Here is a 19469-nt window from a genome sequence, read left to right as displayed (position 1 = left end):
TCCTTAGCGGTCTTCTATCTCTTGTTATACCGGTCAAGCGATTTCTGATAAATCTCTACTGCACGATCAATGCCTAGCTTTTTGATTTGCTCGACGTATTTAACGTAATTTTCAAGAGGTTCCTTGCCCATGATGAACTTCGAAAACATTTCTTCTTTATAATTGCTGACATCGTTAACGATTTTACCGAGTTCTTTGCTTTCTTCGGCGGTTGGTGTAAGAAACGCAGGTATCGTATGTTTGGCCGCATCGGTATTCATCCACAATTTGACAGCTTCGTCTTGCTGAGGGTAAGTATTCCAGTTTCGTCTTTCATCCGCTTCATAAGGGCCGTTTGGCTTCGTATACTGAGCGACCATTTGCTGCAAGCTGTACTTCTCATTTTTGACAATCTGATCGGTATACGTAGGTTTTCCGTCTTTCATGACATAGCTTTCACCTTCGATGCCAAAGTTGAACAATAGACCGCCTTGCGTGCTGAAGGCATAGTCAAGCCAACGAACAGCCAGTTCCGGATTTTTCGTCGTGGCCGATACCGCTTTGCTTGGACCTGGATTATATTTGAAATCCATCTGTCCGGTGAAAGGCTTCGCCCCTTTTTTGAGGGTTGGGTAAGGCGAGCCCACAAGATTGAACTTCGGATCCTTCGTTTTCATTGCATCCAGCCATTTGCCCAGACCTCCGCTCAGCAGGCCAACGGTTGCTCCGGTTTGACCGCCAAGAATTTTCGTATCCAACGCTTTCCCGTCCGTCAGTGCAAAATCTTTATCGAACAACCCCTCGGCATACCATTTCCGGAACAGGGTTAAGAACTCTTTATATTGGGGGTCGACGGGGCCATACTTGACTTTACCTGCATCATCGAGGTAGAAGGTGTTCGAAGTATGATAAGCGCCGACAAAGGCATCGCGAATTTCGAAGTTCCCGTTGACATAGGTTACACTGAATGGTGCCTTCGCTCCCTTTTTGTCACGGAATGCCTTTAACGTCGTCTCCCATTCCTCAATGGTCTCTGGAATCGGCAAGTGCAGCTCATCCAACCAGTCTTTGCGAATGATAGGTCCCCGGAATACAAGTCCGGAAGGGTTGCGGATCATCGGAAATACGTAATATTTGCCGCTATCCGTCTTGACCATTTTGTCAAGCTCTTTGTCTTCGGCCAGCCTCTTCTTCAAGTTCGGCGCATACTTATCAATGAGATCATTAAGCTCCAGAATGACTTTATCGTTAATCGCCTTCTCCGGACCGCCCGGGTAAGACCCCGAGCTTCTTCCCGTCCAATCATATTCAATGACATCCGGCAGCTTGTCGGCAACAATCATCAGATTGAATTGCTCCTTCGTTTGCTGATCATTGGGATGGATATATTTGACCTCAACGCCGGTATCTTTGGCCAGCCGTTTACCGAATGGCGTATCAGCCAAGTTTTGATAAAACGTGGTGGCATTATTGTTTAAACCTTCCCAAGAGGTTAGCGTTTCCTTCGTATTCAGAGGGTAGATCGCCTTAGCTGCACCTGTTGTGGATGGGGTTGCGGTTTCCTTACTTGTGGAGCTAGTCTCCGAGCAAGCAGAGAGTACGATGCCTGTTAACAGGAGGACACTGAGTCCCGCAGTACTGTATTTTCTTGTCAAATGTTTACTTTCCATGGTCAGCCCCCATTTCCGTAGTCAAACCGTTGAATCCATTTGAAAACGTCTACCTATTCCATATTGCCTAATGGATAAGAGAAAAACTATCTTCAATTTCTAAACAGGTATGCAAAACCGAAAGTCCAGATTTTGCATACCTGTCTAGATGGTTACATTATGGGCTATTAGGCCCTACATCCGAAGCTCCAAGCGGGTTGCGGACGATTGCCGTAGAAGAGCTGTAATATTCATCTGCGCCAACATCATTCACCGAACGCGTTTGACCGTCCATATCCTGTGTGACGTAAGAATAGCTGCCTACAGCAGCATCAACGGCAGCGCTTCCTGAGCTTAGCTTCTGCAAGCCGTTAATTGTTGTGAACGAAGGGGTGATGTTCCGAATTTCGGAAGAAGTTCTCGAACGGTTATTCAATGTGCTGCCGTAGCCGATATTCCCTTCGAACACGGTGTTCGATGTTTTCACTTCTTCATAAAGCGTTCCTGTACTATTACGAACGATATTATTGGCCACCCGGCTGTCCACCGGCGCTGAGGTATAGCTTCTGCCGATGATGATGCCAAACGTGCTGTCAACGATGGTATTGTTCGCAACTTGCGCTCGGTACACCCTCCAGTGCTTGCTTAAATCCCCGCTGCTATAGTTGGTGGAATCCGGTCCGCCATCCCAATCTCCGCCATCGAGGTTAATGGCATCGAGAGTAAGACCTTCGAAATAATTATTATAGATGCGATGATCCGTACCATAAATTCGGAACCCGCCTACACCGGATTTGCTCCCATTGCCCAGAAAGAAATTCCCATAAAACTGATTGTTATTACCATGCCTTGCCGATACCTGCCCTTGCGAGTTTCGAATCGTATTGTAGCGAATCGTATTGCCGCTGCTTTTCACCGAAATGATTTCCGGGTCTCCATCGCTGTTCTCAAACAGATTGTTCTCGACGGTTGAATACCCGTTTAATAAAGACACGCCGGATAAGCCAAGACGAATGCTCTCCTTCCCGTTGGTAATCCTTGGCGCGCTGTCATAGAAATAGTTGCGGTCGATAATCGTGTAGCGCGACATATAGCTGCTTCCATCGCCATCTACGGCAATGATGGGGCCAGGATCCGCTTTGGATCTGAATTCATTCCGGTCAATCCGGTTATTATCGCTGTTGATTCCTCTGATTTTCACCCAATTGTTCGTGGCTCCGGTTTCATTCAGATTGAATGCATTGCGAGTCAAGCGAATATGGTTGGATTCATCAATTTTCACTGCATTGTTGCTAGAGCTGGTCGTTGTTGTAAATGTCAGCCCCGAGATCGTCACATAGGACGACTGGTACAGACTGAAAGAAGCCCCTCCGGATAGAATCGCCTGCCCGCGGTTAACGGCTTTAATTGTAATTTCACTGCCGTCCTGACCGTGAATCCCATTGATCGTGATGGGGCCAGATTGTGAGTAGGTGCCATCTTGCAAATAAATCGTCCTGCCTGGTACGGCCTGGTTGATCGCATTCTGCAGTTGGGCCGGGGTCGAAACCGTCACTGAATCTTCTACAGGGGTGCCGCCTCCATTCCCATACACCTCAACCTCCAAATAGCTGTTCCAAGCACTCGCCGAATTGCCATGCCCGAGGATCCGCACATATCTGACGGATGCAGCATCTGGGAAATCGAAGGTTTGGAAGCCATCTGCCAAGCTGCTTGTTACATTCGCTTGAATGGTCGTGAACGTTGAATTGTCTGCAGAAGTCTGAATATCGAAAGTGGAGGTACGTGTGGAGCCATTTAGAAAAGCAATTTTAACAAAGGCTACGGTTACGCTGGAGCCAAGATCAAACTTGATCCACTGGCCGTCACCGCTGGCTGACCAGCGGGTTCCCATATCGCCATCTACCACATTCGCAGGAACATTCCCATCGTCGGAACTTGCGGTCACTTGGGACCCCGCGATGGTGAATTTCGTGTCTGCAGCAGCAACGAATCCAGGAATCAAGCTTATGAGCATGAGTGCGCATAACAGGATTGCTGCAGCTTTCCTTAGGGACATCTTCATGTAACTAACACCGTCCTTTTCGTTGAATAGAATGAAATACATGAATCGAAAGCGCTTGCAAAATAGCTCTTTAAGTAAGCGTTCCTGCACCCCCTTCCACAGCAAGTCGTTTGCGATTATTTCGTGTTGCATAATGATTGAACCTCATTTGGTATCATTTGTGGATATGCAAATTCGAGGATGATGTGCAGAAAATAAACTCAAGCTTTAGCAATACATCAAACGAATTGTGAAATTAGAAAAATCGCTCGCATGCCGGCTCGGAATTACGTTCATACCGGTCCCTTATCCTGCTGATCCTTATGACGGCTGGGTCCCGCGTGGCACCAAACCGTGACGATCGGGTCATCCTCACTTGAAAGCAGATGATGATCTTCACCAGGCTCGATAATCACAACATCACCGACCCTTACCCGATGAAATACCCCATCCACCTCCATAGTTCCCGATCCCTGCAAAATAAGAAACGCTTCACAATCCCCATGGATGTGGTAGTCCCTGCCATCCGGTCCGTCATTCGTGTGGCTGCGTTCCCCCTGCTTAGCAAAGGCAAGGCCGCCTGAGGACAAATACGCCCCCGGCAGTACGTCCTGCAAGATATGACCGCTTTGGATATCCTGCAGATCGCATAATCGCAACATTTTCATCCGCCATTCCTCCCTTATTTGTTAATTAAAGCTTGATCGGCCTCATTTGTTGATAACAAAATCGGAGCTAGATCTTCTGATACTTCCCTGGCGTCATGCCTTCGAATTTCTTGAAAATTCGCAAGAACGTGCTCACATCCGCATACCCGACGCGCCTGGCAATTTCGTTAACCGTCAAGTTTTGCTCGGATAGAAGCTTTTTTGCCGCTGTCAGTCGCGTTTGATTGATTAGATCGAGCAGCGTTTCACCTGTATGCTCTTTGAATATTTTGGATATGTAGGATGGCGTTAGCGAGAAGGATTCCCCGATCATCGAAATACTCAAATTGACATCCCGGTAATGCGACTGAATATAGTTGCGTATATCATTAATCAGATAGGTGTGATGATTTTTCTTGTCGGTTTGAATCCATTCGCAGACCTCCTCGAGTACCCGGTTCATATGCGTCATCATGTCCTGAACCGTATCACAGTTCAACAACCGTTCCACATCTTCGGCGTGCGCTTCGAAATTTCGTTTGCTGATCGTGCTCACCTCATCGAGCGTTTTCAGCATCGTGCTTGCCAGATTAAACAACAAGCATTTGGCTAGTGGAACCGACACCGGGTGGACCTTGAAATTCGCCTCATAAATTTCTCCTAACAATGCCTGCGATTTGAGCAGGTTCCCCGTTTTCACATAATAAACGAGCTGTTGTTCAATGCTCAAAGGATAATAATAGTTTCTGCCGGGTCGAGCAGTCTCCATGCTGATCTCCTTATACCGAATCAACTGTCCGCTGCCAAGCACGATGCGATGCTCAAGAGCTTCCAAGGCCTCTTGATACGATTGTGAAATCCCGTATACGTCCCTGTGAACGCCGCTCACAGCAATCGTCATCTCCGCATGAATGTGTTCCTTGATGAACGCTTGCGTCTGGACGGCCATTCGAATTAATGCCTCGTCTTCCTCTTCCTTGGATAAACATGAATTCAAATTCATGATGCAGGCTGTCAGCTCGTTCACTTCGGTGGTGTAAACCGTCGCGTCTTCGCCGGCGAGTTCCCCGATCACATTGCTTAGAATAAAGTGGAGCAACTGCGTGCTCGGCCCGAATGAATCCTCGGCTTCTTCGGATTGCAGTTTACCGTAAGCGTCAATGCTGAAGAGCAGCACCGCGAACCGGTCCGAATGAAAGTGGACGTTGTGGGCAACGAACGATTCCCGAAGCGGAAGCTTCCTCTCCAACTGCCCCTTCAATAATCGCGTCAAAAAATGCGCTCTGATCGTATGATTATGCAGCTTTAGCAGTTTGCTGATTTCATCTTTCTCAACAAATGTACGGTGAAGGGCATTTTGCAAAAATGAATATTCGTTAGACTTCCCATCAAAACGAAATCCGAACTTTTGCGTCATGTTCTGCAGCAGCACTTGAATCGGCATGTAATTTTTTCTCAAGAAAATGATCGTGACGATGAGGCCAATCAACAATCCCATAGCCATGCTCAGCCTTGTAATGGTTTTCAAATATTCCATCTTTTCATTGAAGATATCTGCTGGGAGAACGGACACATATTTCCACCCCGTTAGCTCGGATGCAATGTAAGAGACAGCCGCTTTATCCTGATTCATTTCTGCATAAACCAGCCCCTTCTTCCCGTGCAGACGCTCTGAAGGCAAGTAATCCAGAAGCTTTTGTTTATCTTTGGACGCTGCAATGAAGCGATTATCTTTGTCCAGAATCAGTACCGATGAATCCGTGTATTGCGGAATGCTTTCCAGCAGCTTATTCTCGTTAATCAGGAAGATCAGTATGGGATACGGCTGTGTCGGATTATTCAAGACAAGCGAGCGGGCCAGCATCACCGCAGGCAACGGCGTTCCCTCTTTCCAATACTGCATAGGCGAATATTGATATATATATTTACCGTCAAAAAGCTTTCTCCAATCCTCAAAGGAAGTCTCCTGCCGCTGTCTCATAAGAGCATGCAGACCTCGGGAATCGGTGTGGTTAAACGTGGAGACAACGGTATCGCTACTTGCGTACATCACGTATATTTGCTCAATGTAATCATTAGCTTTTTGATAGGTTCTTAAATTCTCGGCGATGTTAAACAGTTGATAATAATGATCGTCAGATAATGGCTGTTCGACATTGGTGAAAGAGGCTACATTCTTGTTTAGAGCAACCTCCAAGCTTAATTGATCCAAGCCCTTTAATTTACTGTCAATAGACATTTCTATTTGCGTGAGAAGCAGCTCGTTCGCCCTATTGATTTCTTTCTCCACCAAACTACGGGTTGCAGAATACAGAATCATACTGCTGACAATAGGAACCAACAAGACGGACAAATAAGAGAATAACCATGTAGCAATTACACTTCTATTGTATCTCCACAACTTCTGCAGCATGAATGACCTCCTGGCAATAGGGATCATAGTTAAATATTCAAAATACCCTGTACATGATTGGCTATAATTTTATTTCCTTCCGCGTTCGGGTGAAGCTGATCTGGTAATTTATCGATAAAGGCTTCTCCGAGAATATCCAAGCCGTCTACATAAGTAAGATTGGAATCCCCGTATGAAGTTAGCACATTCACCGCTTCCTGAATTTCTTTCCTCATTGTAACCAAGGTCATCCCTACTCCATTCTCGATGGTTTCCCTGTAAGGACAATAAATAGGAGAAAATAGGAATAGAGGCGTGCTGCGATGCTTTTCCCGAATGATCGATACCATGCCAATAATGGCGGAACGAAATGTTCGGATATTTAAACTATTACTCCCCATCACATTAATGCCGAGGCACATCGAAATGACGTCCGCAGGAAGATCACGGATGACGCGAGCAACCATCGGTTCCAAATGACATTGTCCGCCGAATCCCATACACATGAAGTCCCAACCTTTGTTGCGCGCTACGATTGCCGGCCAAGTAAGTGCCGGACTTTCAGCCGTGCTGCATTGGGTAATGGAGCTGCCGTACGCAACCCACCGCGGTTGATGGTTTGGCAAGGGTGTGACCCAAGACCCTATATCAACCTTTAGTGCTTTTACAATGACGACAGCATGGGGCGGAAAATAAATGTCAATCCTCTTCATGCCGCTAGGCAAGCTCGTAAATAAACAAATTTCTTCTCCTGCAATAAGCGTCTTGGTACCGACTAATTCATCTTCAATCACAATATCAAATTGTACATCTTTATCCGTAATCGCCACTTGCAGCTCCACCGAAGTGGAATTGCTTAAGAAAGCAATTCTAACACCCGCTGTTTCCCCTGCCTTCTCCACTAATTTGGATGCAAATAAGCGGAGCTGATCCTGCGGCAATCGCCATGGCCGGAGCCCGGTCTCATTCGATTCTATTGAAACGGCCCCTCGAAACCACTCTTTATTTAATTCAATCGTTTGCATGCTTCATTTCTCCTTTCATCTCATCATCCATTAAATAAAAGAGCCGCGATATACGCGACTCTTTATGAGCTTAGGTCTTCCCCCTCCACCCTTGATGGGCTAACTCATCTGCGAGGTAACAGGAATGACCGGCCTATCCTGCAAAATATCACCGCTAGCTTGCATCCACGAGGTTAAGCCTGAGGCAAGCCGTTCGATGTCCCCAGCACTGGCCGGATCCGCCGACAAATCGTGCGTTTCCCAAGGATCGCTCCGCAGGTCGAAGAGCTGGATCCGCTCTGTTCCTGTGTTCGTTACCGGCGAGTGATAATACCGGATCAGCTTCCACCTGCCATCCGTTACCATCCGCTGGACGTCTCGATAGACCGAACACACGATACCGCGCATGCCATCGCTTTCTCCTGCAAGGACAGGACAGAGATTGATGCCTTCCGTTTCCTCCGGAAGTTCAACGCCGCATAACCCAGCAACGGTAGGGAAAATATCGATATTGCTGGCCAGTGCAGGCACTTGCTGGCCCGCCGGAACGCCCGGCCCCCGGAATATAAGCGGTATGCGTACGCTGTGCTCGTAAAGGTTCTGTTTACCCATCAGTCCGTGCTGCCCGACCGCCAAGCCATGATCCGCCGTATACACGATGAGCGTATCGTCATAAATGCCCTTTGCCTTCAACGCCTCGACGACTCTGCCGATTTGTGCGTCCAAATGGCTTATCATCGCATAGTAATCGGCCATATGCTCACGGATTTCGTCCTCGCCCCTCGGCCATCGTGCAAGCTTCTCATCCCGGCCCATCATATCGCCGGTATCGAACGGATGCTCCTTCATAAAGTTCGGAGGCAGCGGAATACTGGCTTTGTCGTACATGCTTGCATACGGCTCCGGCGCGGTTCGAGGATCATGCGGCGCTGTATACGCCACATACAGGAAGAACGGCCGCTCCTCACGGTAATCCTCAATAAATTGGACGGCGGCGTTCGTAAACAATTCCGTCGAGAATGTCCGTTCGATATATTCCTGCTCTTTCGGATAAGCCCCCGTCTGGTCATAATCATACACTGGAACCTTCGTATGCTCGCTCATGCCGTGAAAAGTCAGCTTATCCCCTCCTTCAAAACTTCGGGCGAAGCTTGCCTTGTCATTATGCCATTTGCCGATTGCATGCGTGCAATACCCGGCACTCTGCATCGTTTGCGGCATGAGCCGTACATCCGGACGAATGACGCTTGAATGCTCCCGGACCGTCATATCCTTGCCGATCGTCGCTCGAAAGATGGGAATACCCGTATGGACGCACGCTCTGCTCGGTGCACAAACCGCCCCGGTCAAGCCACCGAAGATATGAACGTTACGACACGATGTTCCGCTGGCAGCCAAGGCATCCAACGCCGGCGTCTGCACGGTTTCATCGCCGAATGCTCGAATGGCGTCGCCACGATGATCGTCCGCTATTAGAAAGACGACATTAGGTCTTCCGTCAGAATGCTTCTTAGAATTCTTTTCTTCCATCTTGTACCTCACTCTCACGAGACGGGAATGCTTCCCGATGCAGCTACTTTTTCGATTTAAACTGGGTATAGGCTTCTTGATAAATTTCCAGATAGCGTTTCAGGTTCATTTTGTCCAAAGTGCTCAAGTAGTTGTTCCATTCCTTGTCAATGTCCAGTGAGCCTGTAACCGTTTTCGCAAAAAATTCTGCTCGATAGTCCGTAAGCGTCTTCTCCAGCGTAGATAGCTCCTCAGCTTGTTCATTGGTGAAGAACAATGGCGGCACAATTTTACTCGCATTGATTGCGTAAGGCTCGTATTTTTTCGTTTCTTTATACAAAACAAGCTCCAGCGAATTTTTGGGATCCGCAACCACGCTTAACCGCAAGTCATTTGTTCGCAGCGACGGCCCCGCCTGCGCCCAGTGAACATTTTGCAGCTTGCCAAATGTGGCGATCGGTTTCCATTTGGCCGGCTTCCCGTTAATGCCAAGCTCCCCTTCTGCAGGACGCACCCACTCCTGATCAGGTCGGCCTTGCGTGCTGCGAAGCGTCGCTTCCTCCGATAGCAGCAAGTCAGCCAGACGGAATGCGGCAGCGGGATTTTTCGCCTTATTGGTAATGACATATTGACCTGCAGATACTGCGTAAGGATTATATGCCGTGGAACGTATACCTGACGGTCCTTTGAGCGGAGGAACGGCTACGTAATCTTTGAATCTCGCGTTATCGACTTCGACGAATACCGTTTGGTTTTGTGAAGCAACAGCACCGACAATCGGGATTTCCGGGTTCATCCCCATTTGTTTCAGCTGGTTTCTGTCTTGTGTGAACGTTTGCGGAGAGATTAAACCTTCGGCAAACAGTTTATGCATATAGGTCAAAGCATCCTTCCACTCCGGCTGATTGTAGGCAACTTGAACCTTACCATCCTTCACGAAGCGCAGATTGAAGTCCTTCTCGACATAAGCGCTGGTTAGAAAAAGGTCCAAGGTAGACGAGGGGCCATTCGTTGCGCCGACTAGCGGAATCTCATCGGCCTTCCCGTTTCCGTTCGGATCTTTTTCTTTGAAGGCTTTCAGCACTTGATAAAACTCGTCAGTGGTCTCCGGCATTTTTAATCCGAGCTTATCGAGCCAGGGTTGATAGATCCACATTTTTTGACCCAGTGAGCAGTGGTAGCAATCGTTCACCTGAGGGACCGAATAAATTTGGCCGTCAGGCATAGTGATCAAATCTTTGACATAGGAAACTTGCTCGAACATCTTCTTCATTTCCACGCCATATTTGTCAATATACGGGTTGAGCGGAATAAATACGCCATCCTTACCGTAAATCGACTGCTGAATCGGCGATACGCTCATATTAAGCAGCACGTCCGGATAATCTCCGCTTGCGAGTGAAACGTTAAGCTTCTCTGCAAATGTTTTTTCCGGAGCGACTTCCCAATCGATATGAATGTTCGTTTTCTCCTCCAGCCACTTGGTGAACTCGTTCGTTGCGAAATTTTCGACAATGCTGGAGCCTTTGACCATAACCCTGAGCGTTGTCTTTTCTTTCGTTATCGGAAATTCACCCGCTGCTGTGACTTGATCGTCCTTGCTTGCTTCCGTCTTTTGGGCTGCTTCCTGTTGGCCGCTGTCCGCACATGCGCTTAGAAGAGCTACGGACGTCGTAATCGCGATTAAAGCGGTTAGAGCTTTTTTCATGTCAAAACCTCCCTTTAGCCTTTTAATGAGCCAATCATCATGCCTTTGACAAAATGTCTTTGTATGAATGGATAGATGATAAGCACGGGCAGCGTAGACACGACGATAAGAGAGAATTTCAAAAGCTCTCTAAGTCCATCCCTTGCCGCTTGGTCGGCAACGTCCGTTATCATCGACGCGTCGACCTCGTTCTGCACCAATATATCCCTTAAAACCAATTGAAGCGGATACAGCTCCTGATGTTTTAAATAAAGCAGCGCGTTAAAATATTGATTCCAATGTCCGACTGCGTAGAATAACGAGATTACAGCAATGATTGGACCTGACAAAGGAAGCACGATTTTCCGCACGAACGTAAAATCACTGCATCCATCCATTTGTGCGGCTTCAAGCAATTCATCCGGAATGGTTGTTTGAAAATACGTTCGGGCAATGATCATATTCATAACAGAAAGCGCTCCTGGAATAATTAAAGACCATCTGGTGTCGATCATCCCCAGCTCTTTCACAACCAGGTAAGATGGGATCAATCCGCCTGAAAACATCATGGTGAACACGAACAAAGCCATAACGCTATTCCGTGGCATAAAATCTTTTCTTGATAGCGGATATGCCGCTATGAGTGTAAAAAGCACATTGATTATCGTTCCCACTACGGTATAAAAGACCGAATTCAAAAAGCTCGACATAATTAAACGATGTTTAAATACCGCCTCATAACCCGCCAGCGTCGGCTCTACCGGATACAACCAGACTCTGCCGGAAACAACCGCCGTGGATGAACTGAAGGAAGCGCTAACAATATAAACCAGAGGATATAAGATTGTAATTGTAAAAATGAATAGGATGATGTAATTCAAAACGGTAAAAAGCCTGTCATCCGCACTTTCTTTCATGCTTCCCGTCATAGACGTACCCCCTTATTACCACAGACTGGTTTGCCCCAACTTACGGGCTATCCGATTGACGAGAACCAGCAGGATCAGATTAATGATGGATTTAAACAATCCAATGGCTGACGAATAGGAATAATTGATAGCTGTTGAGGCCAAGCCGACTTTGTACACGAAGGTATCGATCACCTCAGAAGCGCTCATATTCAGCGGATTCTGCATCAGCAATACCTTCTCGAAGCCAATGTCCAGCACATGGCCGGTGTTCATGATCAGCAAGATCACGGCAACCGGCATGATGCCCGGCAAGTCGACATGCCACATCCGCCGTATTTTATTGGCTCCGTCCATCACAGCTGCCTCGTGCAGCGAAGGATCGACTGCTGCAAGCGCCGCCAGGTAGATGATGCAGGAGAAACCAACGTTCTGCCAAATGCCGGACCAGACAAAAACGTGTGAAAACCATTCAGGGATGCCCATGAAATTGATGGCGGGCAATCCGAAATATTTCATAATCGTTTGCACCAGGCCAACCCGTGGGTCCATCATTTGCAAGATAATGCCAACCATCACGACTACCGAAATAAAATGCGGTGCGTAAGTGATCAGCTGTACGGATTTCTTAAAAAAACGAGAGTTGACGTAATTCAAGGAAAGCGCAAGTATGATTGGGAACGGAAACCCCGCGAACAAACTATACAGGCTGAGCAGAATCGTATTTTTCATAATTCGAACAAACTCATACGAATGGAAAAACCGATCGAAATGCTTCAAACCTACCCAGTCGCTGCCCCATACCCCTTTCGTCGGAACATAATTCTTGAACGCAATTAAAGCTCCATACATCGGCACGTACTTGAAGATGAGCAAATAAATAATCGGCAGCAGTATCAGCAGATAGAGCTGCCAATGGCTGGATGCGTTCTTCCTCAGCCGGGAGAAGTAATTTTCCTTTTTACCGGCCCATGCTGACAGACGGTTGCTCTTGCTAGCCGTGACTTCCATAAATCCCTCCCTCTTTCGATAACCATGACTCATATGTTAGGTTTGATGTCTTTCCTTAGATTGAGGATACAAAAAAACGAATCGCCTAGCATTGTGCTGTTTTACACCGGTATGACTTTTTTTGCGCTGGAGGACGGCATGCGAATCGTTACTTTCGTGCCCGCTCCCAGCTCGCTTTGCACGGAAAGCCCGTATTGCGGTCCGAATACCATCTGAATCCGGTTATGCACATTAAGCAGGCCGATGCTCCCCCCGAAGGTTGGTTGTGGATCCATCAGCCTCTCTTCCTGACTGCTCATGAGTCGTTCATTTAATTGCAGAAGAGCTTCCGCTTCAATCCCGCAGCCATTGTCTTCAACGGTGACATAGAAATTCGCTTCATCCTTCCAAGCGTCGATAATAATCGTATGAGAATCCTCAATGCCATAGGGAAACGCATGCTTGAAAACATTCTCGACCAAAGGCTGCAGCGTCAAGCGAACCATGCTGTCCAGCAAATATGCCGTACTGATGCGAACGTCAATTTCAAATTCGCGCTGGTTGCGGTATTTCATGATCGACATAAAATACAGGATATGTTTAAGCTCGTTCGCAACCGTAATTTCCTCCAAATCGGTGCGAATGGAATAGCGCAACATATAGGACAAAGAACGGACAATGTCTTTGATTTCGCTTGATTTCTGAATAACGGCGTAACAAATAATAATCTCCAACGTGTTGTACAAGAAGTGCGGATTAATCTGCAATTGCAGCGATTGGAATTCCGCGAGCTGCCGTTTCATTAAATTGTCCTGACTGCGCAGCTCGGTCTCATAGATCCGCTCGACAAGCTCTTCCAGCCGCGTCACCATCGTATTGTAGCTTGTAATAAGTTGATCCATCTCATCACGGCTTCCGGTTAGAGGTACGCGGGTCCACTGACCTTTGGCCGTATGACGCATGCCGTTTTCCAGGAGTCGGACTGGCCGAACGATCGATTGACCGAACCGATATGCTAGAAATAAGGCCAATATCAAGGTAACGATTCCGATGATTAGCGTTGTCTGCCGCAGGTCCGAAATCGGCTTGCTCTGCTCGGCAACCGACATGCTTGCGACCAGCGTCCATCCGGAATAATCGGATTTCCGGCTAAAGAATACGCGACCCGGTTCTCCGGGCAATTCAAAAATTTGGTCTTTATTGGCTTCTACCGTATTGAAATGCATGCCATCGAGCTGTTTACCGATTCGGCTCGGATCCGGATGGTATAAGATTTTCCCGCGATCGTTGACGATGAAGAAATAGCCGGATTGTCCCAGCTTTATCCCCTTCCAGAGTGTGTTTAACTCCCCTATCTTTAGTTCGAAGCCCATAATGCCTTTGAATGATTTAGCTGAGGTGCGGTCTGCCAATTTGCGAATCAAGGTGAGATGTCCGTCCAGAAATCCGGAATCCTGGATCGTCAGCTTCCCGTTGATGGCATCGTCTTCTTTCATCTGCTCCACATATTCTTCAAAGCCTTTGTAATTAAAAGGAACAATGTGAACATTGAAATCCGTTGCCTGGAACCCGTTATACCCTATAATGTACGTCATGGATATTTCCGGATTGTTGATGAGAACGGGTTGAAAGACACTTTTCATGGCTATTTCGGAGGCATAAAAGCTAGCCGTTGCTTGGCGTGGAAGATCCAACGCTTCTTTCACTACAGGAGAGATCATAATGGAAAGCGTCGCCCTCTCGTAGCTCTTCAGAAATAAATCGGTTTCGTGCAGCACATTATCAACGATTTGAGTCAACAGCCCTTCATACTGATTCTCCAATTCATTGGATGACCGCCAATAGCCGGTGACCCCCACTGTCACCAACGTTAGCGTGATAATGATGACGAAGTACATATAAACCTTGCGAACCAGGCTGTTCTTCATTATTTGATTCCAAGCAGCCCGCGATATTCCGTAGGGGAATATCCCGTCACCTTCTTAAATACTCTGGAAAAGTGGGGGTAGCTTTCATAACCGACCTCGGCTACAATGTCGATAATTTTGTAGTGCGGCACGGCTAGCAGCTGTTTGGCCCGATCGATTCGTTTGCGCATCCGGTATTGCACGAAGGTCTCATTCGTATTTTTCTTAAAATAATGGCTGAAATAGGTCGGCGTTACGCCTAACTTCCCTGCCACCATATCCAGTGAAAGCTCCTCCTCGCAAAGATGCTCCTCAATGTACTGGATAGCCGCTTCCAATACATCGATTCTTTCATGATTGCGGTACTTGCTCAGCTGCTGGATCCATCTTCCGATTTCGGCCTGAAACCATTCGTACGTATTCGTGATGAACGTGTTCACTTCTAAAAGCGGCTTTGCTTCAAGCTTGTAGGTCCCTCTGGCATTCAGCTTCTTGAGAAGCAGCGTGACGGCGTCGGATACCCGCTGGTGCTGCTGGATGTCCGTTTCAACGGCGAACAACGCCCTCTTCCCCTCCTCCAGCAGTTCATCGGCTCGAGCCTTGTCCATCATCCAAACCGCTTCCTCCAATTGATCGATCCACTGTTCAAAATGGGAGAAGGACATCAGCGCCGGTTCACGCATGGCGAGTATTTTATCCAGCACCGGAAAAAGCTCGATTTCTGTAATGGGCTTCAGCAAATATTCCTGCACGCCGTACGACATACATTTTTGCGCATATGCAAAATCCCCGTATCCCGAAAGCACAGCGACTTTGGTGAATAGCTTTAGCTGCTGGATATTCCGGCATAGCTCCAAACCGTCCATACGAGGCATCCGAATATCCGTCAACACAACGTCAGGGGGATTCGCCCTGATGTTCGACAACGCTGACGCGCCGTCCGTAAATGTTTCGATTTCACTAAACCGTTGATACTCCCCGATTAGCGTTTTGAGACCAATCCCGATGATAGGTTCATCGTCAACAATAAAGATTCTGGCCATTCGCATGCCTCCCGCAATAAAATCATCCAATACCGACGATTCTCCATACCTGTATTATGAGACGATTCCCTTTAGCCTGAATACCCATTAAAACTTGAACATCATCATCAAAATCGAAACTTCCCTATCGTTCATCATCCAAACGGGTGTGTAAATACGGGTCTCTTACGCATGATCCCTAAATATTTTGCATATAACGTACGACAGTGGACGGTCGCACGACGAACGCGACAGACTGTTATTTCATTGCAGATGGATTATTTTAGAGGGGCGATTTTATGACCAAACCTTGGTTCTATCGGCTTCTATTCTCTTACTTGCCTGTATTTTTCATGATCACTTCCGTACTCATTGTGCTTATCATTCTTTCGATCAGCCAATTGTCCAAAAAAGAAGCTGTCAATGCAAATAAAACATATGCTTTACATATCATGCAGTCGGTTGACTACACCTTGAAGACGATCGATGAATATGTGATCAAGGAGCTGCAGACAAATCCGCGGATCGACCAGTTTTTCGACAACAAACTAGAGGGAAATCCCTATTACTCCGCTTATGAAATCACGGAATTAATTCGGGGAATGATGAATTACAACAACTTTATTGATTCGGTATATTTTTACCGGGATTCCGATCGAATGGTCATCAGTCCGAACACGATGATAACGGCAGACCGTTTCGGCGATAAAGCATTTATAGAAGCGATGATACAAAGCCCTTCCAAATACCAGCTGACCAATCAGCGGGTTTTCAAGGAATTTGCTGAGATGGATGGGCGTAAAGTCGTTATTTCTTTAGTACGGAAGTTTCCTCTGTTATCCGGGCAAAAAGGGATCATTGTTGTCAATATCAGCATGGATTCTATTGTAGGAATGGTCGGCGGCATGTCCAATTCTAAGATCAGCTTCATCCACGTATACGATTCCGAAGGCAACCGGCTGATAGCTTCCGGCAATGCAGATGGAGCCGATAAAGGGTCTGAGCTGACTCGTATCCGCTCCACTTATACGAACTGGGAATACCGCAGCGGTCTCAACGATGAGTATTTATATACCTTCACCTCTGTCTTCTCTTATGTATGGATCGGATTGGGACTGGTCATGGTCGTTCTTGGCGGGATTTGGATGACCTATGTGACCTATCGGAATTATCAGCCGATTAAGCTGATTATGTCCCGTATCCATGCCTATTCCGAATTGAAGCCGTTGGGTTTCGAGGGCAAGAGAAAAGACGAATTCCAGTATATCGACCGAGCCATCAGCAATCTCATGGAGTTATCGCTCCGCTATGAGAAGCAGCATGAAGAAGATATCGTATTCAGACAGCGGCACTTCTTCAAAGAATGGCTGGAAGGCAGCCGCGCGATAGATTATGAAGAATGGAAAGCCGAGATGAAACGGCTGCAATTGCCTACGGACTTCAGTCAGCTGGCTGCGGCCGTCATCGAGATGGATAAGTATATGGAAGTATGCCGCATGTTCTCTCAGAGGGATCAAGAATTGCTGAAATTTGTATTAAGCCGGGTCGTGTATGAAACGGCTGAATCGCTTAGCCTGACGGTATGGGCGGAATGGACGGCAACGCACAGGCTTAGTGTTGTGATATTTGCCGATGAGAATGTGAAAAACAGTGAGAAGCTCGCAGCCAATCTGTGCGAAAATATACGTTCGTGGGTCGAGCAGCATTTGCATTTCCGCATTACGCTGGGTGTCGGGCATGTGGTCGGACAAGTACAGGAGCTGGTTCATTCCTATGAGGCTGCCACCCATGTTCTACGCTTTAAATCGACCTTAGGGACGAATCGGGTTCTCTATCATTGGGAGTCGGAAGCGTCCGAGGAGAAGGAAATGTATAAGCACCTGCCTCTGATCAAATCACTGGCTCAGTCGTTTCGCTTGGGTGACAAGGGTTGGAAGCCGGCCTTGGAGCAAATTTTCACCGAATTAAAGGTCGGTTTGTTCTCTTACGACGAGATTCGGAATCTGATGAATTATTTCGTTTATTACTTACACCGGGAGATGACGGAGCTCTCAGCCGAGCTGCAGGAAGTCATGCAAGCGGCACTGCCCCAGCTGAATGACGCCATTGAACGGTTCGATACAATCGAAGAATTGTATGCAGAGTGGTTCCACCAATTAGAAGAGGTGTCGCGGCGGATGGCACGGATTCGCGAAGACCGAAGCACACATGCCGTCATGAACCAAATTCGCACTTACGTGGAGACTCATTATGCAGATCCCGAGTTATCGCTTTCCTCGCTAAGCGAGCAATTTCAGCTTCATCCCTCGCATGTCAGCCGGGCATTCAAAGAAGAATTTGGCGAGAAGTTCGTTGATTATCTCGTTAAGATCCGGATGGAACAGGCGCAGAAGCTGCTCCACAGCAGTCGGTATTCCGTCCAGGACATCGGGGTTAAGGTTGGCTATACGCATGCGATATCGTTTATTCGCGCCTTCAAGAAATATACGGGCGTTACACCTGGCGACTACCGGAAATAATCGGAATGATCATTTTTGCAAGGAATGTTTATCGTTAATTCTTGTTTATCCACCTCTGCGGCCGATCCGCACAAGCCTTTGTACAGCAAGGATTGCATAAGCGTATATTCGCTAATTCATGTATATTGAGCGCAACTGCACCTCTGGGGTACATTGATTCCATCGACGGCAAGGGAGCAAAAGATGGTTCAATTTCAACGCTTAAGGAGGTGACACGATGCCGCATACACCGTTAGACAACGTTCAATCAGCCCCCATGATGACTACCCGAAGATTTGACCGCAATACGGCCAAGTCGCTGCCCCGTCGTCGGTTCAAGCAAAACATGCCGCTGCTGGTTATGTTTGTACCCGTCATTGCTTACTTTATTCTTTTTCGATACTTCCCCATATTAGGAAATGTGATTGCCTTCAAGAACTATAACTTGATGGAAGGCATATGGGGAAGCCCCTGGGTTGGCCTCCAGCATTTCAAGGCACTATTCACCCAACCCCAGACGGTAACCATCATCCGTAATACCATCACATTGAGCTTATTAAGCATTGTCGCTGGTTTCCCTTTTCCCATCATCATCGCCATTTTACTGAATGAAGTTCGCGCCATGCGGTTCAAAAAGATCGTGCAGACGCTGATCTACATCCCTCACTTCTTTTCATGGGTCATCGTCGGAGGCATTGTCGTTACGATATTCGCCCAGCAATCCGGTATTGTGAACAAATTGCTCGAGCTATGGACGGGTCACACCACGGCCTTCTTGTATCAAGAACATAGCTGGATAGCTATCTTCCTTGGTTCTGGGATTTGGAAGGAAGCGGGCTGGGGAGCGATCATCTATCTGGCTGCTCTTACCTCGATCGATACCCATCTGTACGAAGCTGCCAGCATCGACGGTGCATCCAAATGGAAGCAGATCTGGCATGTCACGCTGCCCGGCATTCGCAGCACGATTATTCTCATGCTGGTTCTGAGTATGGGGAATGTCATGGAAGTCGGGTTTGATCATGTGTACACACTCCAAAATGCAGCCGTTTCGGATGTCTCGAATGTCATCAGCACCTATATCTTTATCGTAGGTGTCCAGGGAGGACAGTTCAGTTTAACGACGGCGGTCGGGTTATTTGAATCTCTGGTCGGCTTCTTCTTCGTCGTCCTTGCGAATCAACTTGCCCGTAAATTCGATCAAGGACTGTGGTAAGAAAGGAGCCTCCCCTT

Annotated in this window: 13 protein-coding genes; 2 read left to right on the top strand and 11 right to left on the bottom strand. The window is 47.4% G+C overall.

The annotated features are described in order from the left end of the window. Nucleotides 1-14 precede the first annotated feature (14 nt). The 11 genes from J2X61_RS05185 to J2X61_RS05135 form a co-directional block, all read right to left on the bottom strand. Nucleotides 15-1649 carry a type 2 periplasmic-binding domain-containing protein gene (locus J2X61_RS05185; protein WP_310186366.1) on the bottom strand — a complete coding sequence of 545 codons (1635 nt, stop codon included), beginning with the start codon at nucleotides 1647-1649 and terminating at the stop codon, nucleotides 15-17. A gap of 157 nt (nucleotides 1650-1806) precedes the next feature. Further along, complete coding sequence (locus J2X61_RS05180) at nucleotides 1807-3687, bottom strand: chondroitinase-B domain-containing protein (protein ID WP_310186365.1); 1881 nt, start codon at nucleotides 3685-3687, stop codon at nucleotides 1807-1809. A gap of 278 nt (nucleotides 3688-3965) precedes the next feature. Beyond that, nucleotides 3966-4340, bottom strand: a complete 375-nt coding sequence (locus tag J2X61_RS05175) for a cupin domain-containing protein (protein ID WP_310186363.1) — start codon at nucleotides 4338-4340, stop codon at nucleotides 3966-3968. Between the two features lie 67 nt (nucleotides 4341-4407). Continuing rightward, nucleotides 4408-6732: a helix-turn-helix domain-containing protein gene (locus J2X61_RS05170; RefSeq protein ID WP_310186362.1), complete on the bottom strand. Its 2325-nt coding sequence runs from the start codon at nucleotides 6730-6732 to the stop codon at nucleotides 4408-4410. 29 nt (nucleotides 6733-6761) lie between these two features. After that, nucleotides 6762-7736 (bottom strand): SGNH/GDSL hydrolase family protein, encoded by a 975-nt coding sequence (locus J2X61_RS05165; RefSeq protein ID WP_310186359.1) that lies wholly within the window; start codon nucleotides 7734-7736, stop codon nucleotides 6762-6764. A gap of 99 nt (nucleotides 7737-7835) precedes the next feature. Next, nucleotides 7836-9245 (bottom strand): sulfatase family protein, encoded by a 1410-nt coding sequence (locus J2X61_RS05160; protein ID WP_310186358.1) that lies wholly within the window; start codon nucleotides 9243-9245, stop codon nucleotides 7836-7838. A 43-nt stretch (nucleotides 9246-9288) separates the two neighbouring features. Next, nucleotides 9289-10932 (bottom strand): ABC transporter substrate-binding protein, encoded by a 1644-nt coding sequence (locus J2X61_RS05155; RefSeq protein ID WP_310186355.1) that lies wholly within the window; start codon nucleotides 10930-10932, stop codon nucleotides 9289-9291. Nucleotides 10933-10946: 14 nt separating this feature from the next. Continuing rightward, nucleotides 10947-11840, bottom strand: a complete 894-nt coding sequence (locus J2X61_RS05150) for a carbohydrate ABC transporter permease (protein WP_274468992.1) — start codon at nucleotides 11838-11840, stop codon at nucleotides 10947-10949. A gap of 15 nt (nucleotides 11841-11855) precedes the next feature. Further along, a complete protein-coding gene (locus J2X61_RS05145) occupies nucleotides 11856-12830 on the bottom strand; it encodes an ABC transporter permease (protein ID WP_274468991.1) in 975 nt (324 codons plus the stop codon). A gap of 101 nt (nucleotides 12831-12931) precedes the next feature. Further along, on the bottom strand, nucleotides 12932-14737 hold the full coding sequence (locus J2X61_RS05140; RefSeq protein ID WP_310186351.1) for a cache domain-containing sensor histidine kinase: 1806 nt from the start codon (nucleotides 14735-14737) through the stop codon (nucleotides 12932-12934). Next, the gene (locus J2X61_RS05135; protein ID WP_310186350.1) at nucleotides 14737-15759 is read right to left on the bottom strand and encodes a response regulator transcription factor; all 1023 of its coding nucleotides are present in this window, start codon (nucleotides 15757-15759) and stop codon (nucleotides 14737-14739) included. Before J2X61_RS05135 ends, J2X61_RS05140 begins: the two co-directional genes overlap by 1 nt. Before the next feature lie 278 nt (nucleotides 15760-16037). On the opposite strand from J2X61_RS05135, the gene J2X61_RS05130 reads away from it, so the two are divergent. Beyond that, nucleotides 16038-18257, top strand: a complete 2220-nt coding sequence (locus tag J2X61_RS05130; RefSeq protein WP_310186348.1) for a helix-turn-helix domain-containing protein — start codon at nucleotides 16038-16040, stop codon at nucleotides 18255-18257. A 256-nt stretch (nucleotides 18258-18513) separates the two neighbouring features. Beyond that, nucleotides 18514-19452: an ABC transporter permease gene (locus tag J2X61_RS05125; protein WP_274469332.1), complete on the top strand. Its 939-nt coding sequence runs from the start codon at nucleotides 18514-18516 to the stop codon at nucleotides 19450-19452. The last annotated feature ends 17 nt before the right edge of the window (nucleotides 19453-19469 follow it).

This window comes from Bacillus sp. 3255, from assembly GCF_031456485.1.
Taxonomy (GTDB): Bacteria; Bacillota; Bacilli; order Paenibacillales; family NBRC-103111; genus Paenibacillus_E.
This window is presented reverse-complemented; position numbering and strand designations above follow the sequence as displayed.

Excerpts from the sequence above, each read along its gene's own strand:
- J2X61_RS05170 (WP_310186362.1), bottom strand. The coding sequence starts at position 6,732 with ATGCTGCAGAAGTTGTGGAGATACAATAGAAGTGTAATTGCTACATGG.
- J2X61_RS05180 (WP_310186365.1), bottom strand. The coding sequence starts at position 3,687 with ATGTCCCTAAGGAAAGCTGCAGCAATCCTGTTATGCGCACTCATGCTC.
- J2X61_RS05165 (WP_310186359.1), bottom strand. The coding sequence starts at position 7,736 with ATGCAAACGATTGAATTAAATAAAGAGTGGTTTCGAGGGGCCGTTTCA.
- J2X61_RS05125 (WP_274469332.1), top strand. The coding sequence starts at position 18,514 with ATGATGACTACCCGAAGATTTGACCGCAATACGGCCAAGTCGCTGCCC.
- J2X61_RS05145 (WP_274468991.1), bottom strand. The coding sequence starts at position 12,830 with ATGGAAGTCACGGCTAGCAAGAGCAACCGTCTGTCAGCATGGGCCGGT.
- J2X61_RS05140 (WP_310186351.1), bottom strand. The coding sequence starts at position 14,737 with ATGAAGAACAGCCTGGTTCGCAAGGTTTATATGTACTTCGTCATCATT.
- J2X61_RS05130 (WP_310186348.1), top strand. The coding sequence starts at position 16,038 with ATGACCAAACCTTGGTTCTATCGGCTTCTATTCTCTTACTTGCCTGTA.
- J2X61_RS05175 (WP_310186363.1), bottom strand. The coding sequence starts at position 4,340 with ATGAAAATGTTGCGATTATGCGATCTGCAGGATATCCAAAGCGGTCAT.
- J2X61_RS05160 (WP_310186358.1), bottom strand. The coding sequence starts at position 9,245 with ATGGAAGAAAAGAATTCTAAGAAGCATTCTGACGGAAGACCTAATGTC.
- J2X61_RS05150 (WP_274468992.1), bottom strand. The coding sequence starts at position 11,840 with ATGACGGGAAGCATGAAAGAAAGTGCGGATGACAGGCTTTTTACCGTT.
- J2X61_RS05185 (WP_310186366.1), bottom strand. The coding sequence starts at position 1,649 with ATGGAAAGTAAACATTTGACAAGAAAATACAGTACTGCGGGACTCAGT.
- J2X61_RS05135 (WP_310186350.1), bottom strand. The coding sequence starts at position 15,759 with ATGGCCAGAATCTTTATTGTTGACGATGAACCTATCATCGGGATTGGT.
- J2X61_RS05155 (WP_310186355.1), bottom strand. The coding sequence starts at position 10,932 with ATGAAAAAAGCTCTAACCGCTTTAATCGCGATTACGACGTCCGTAGCT.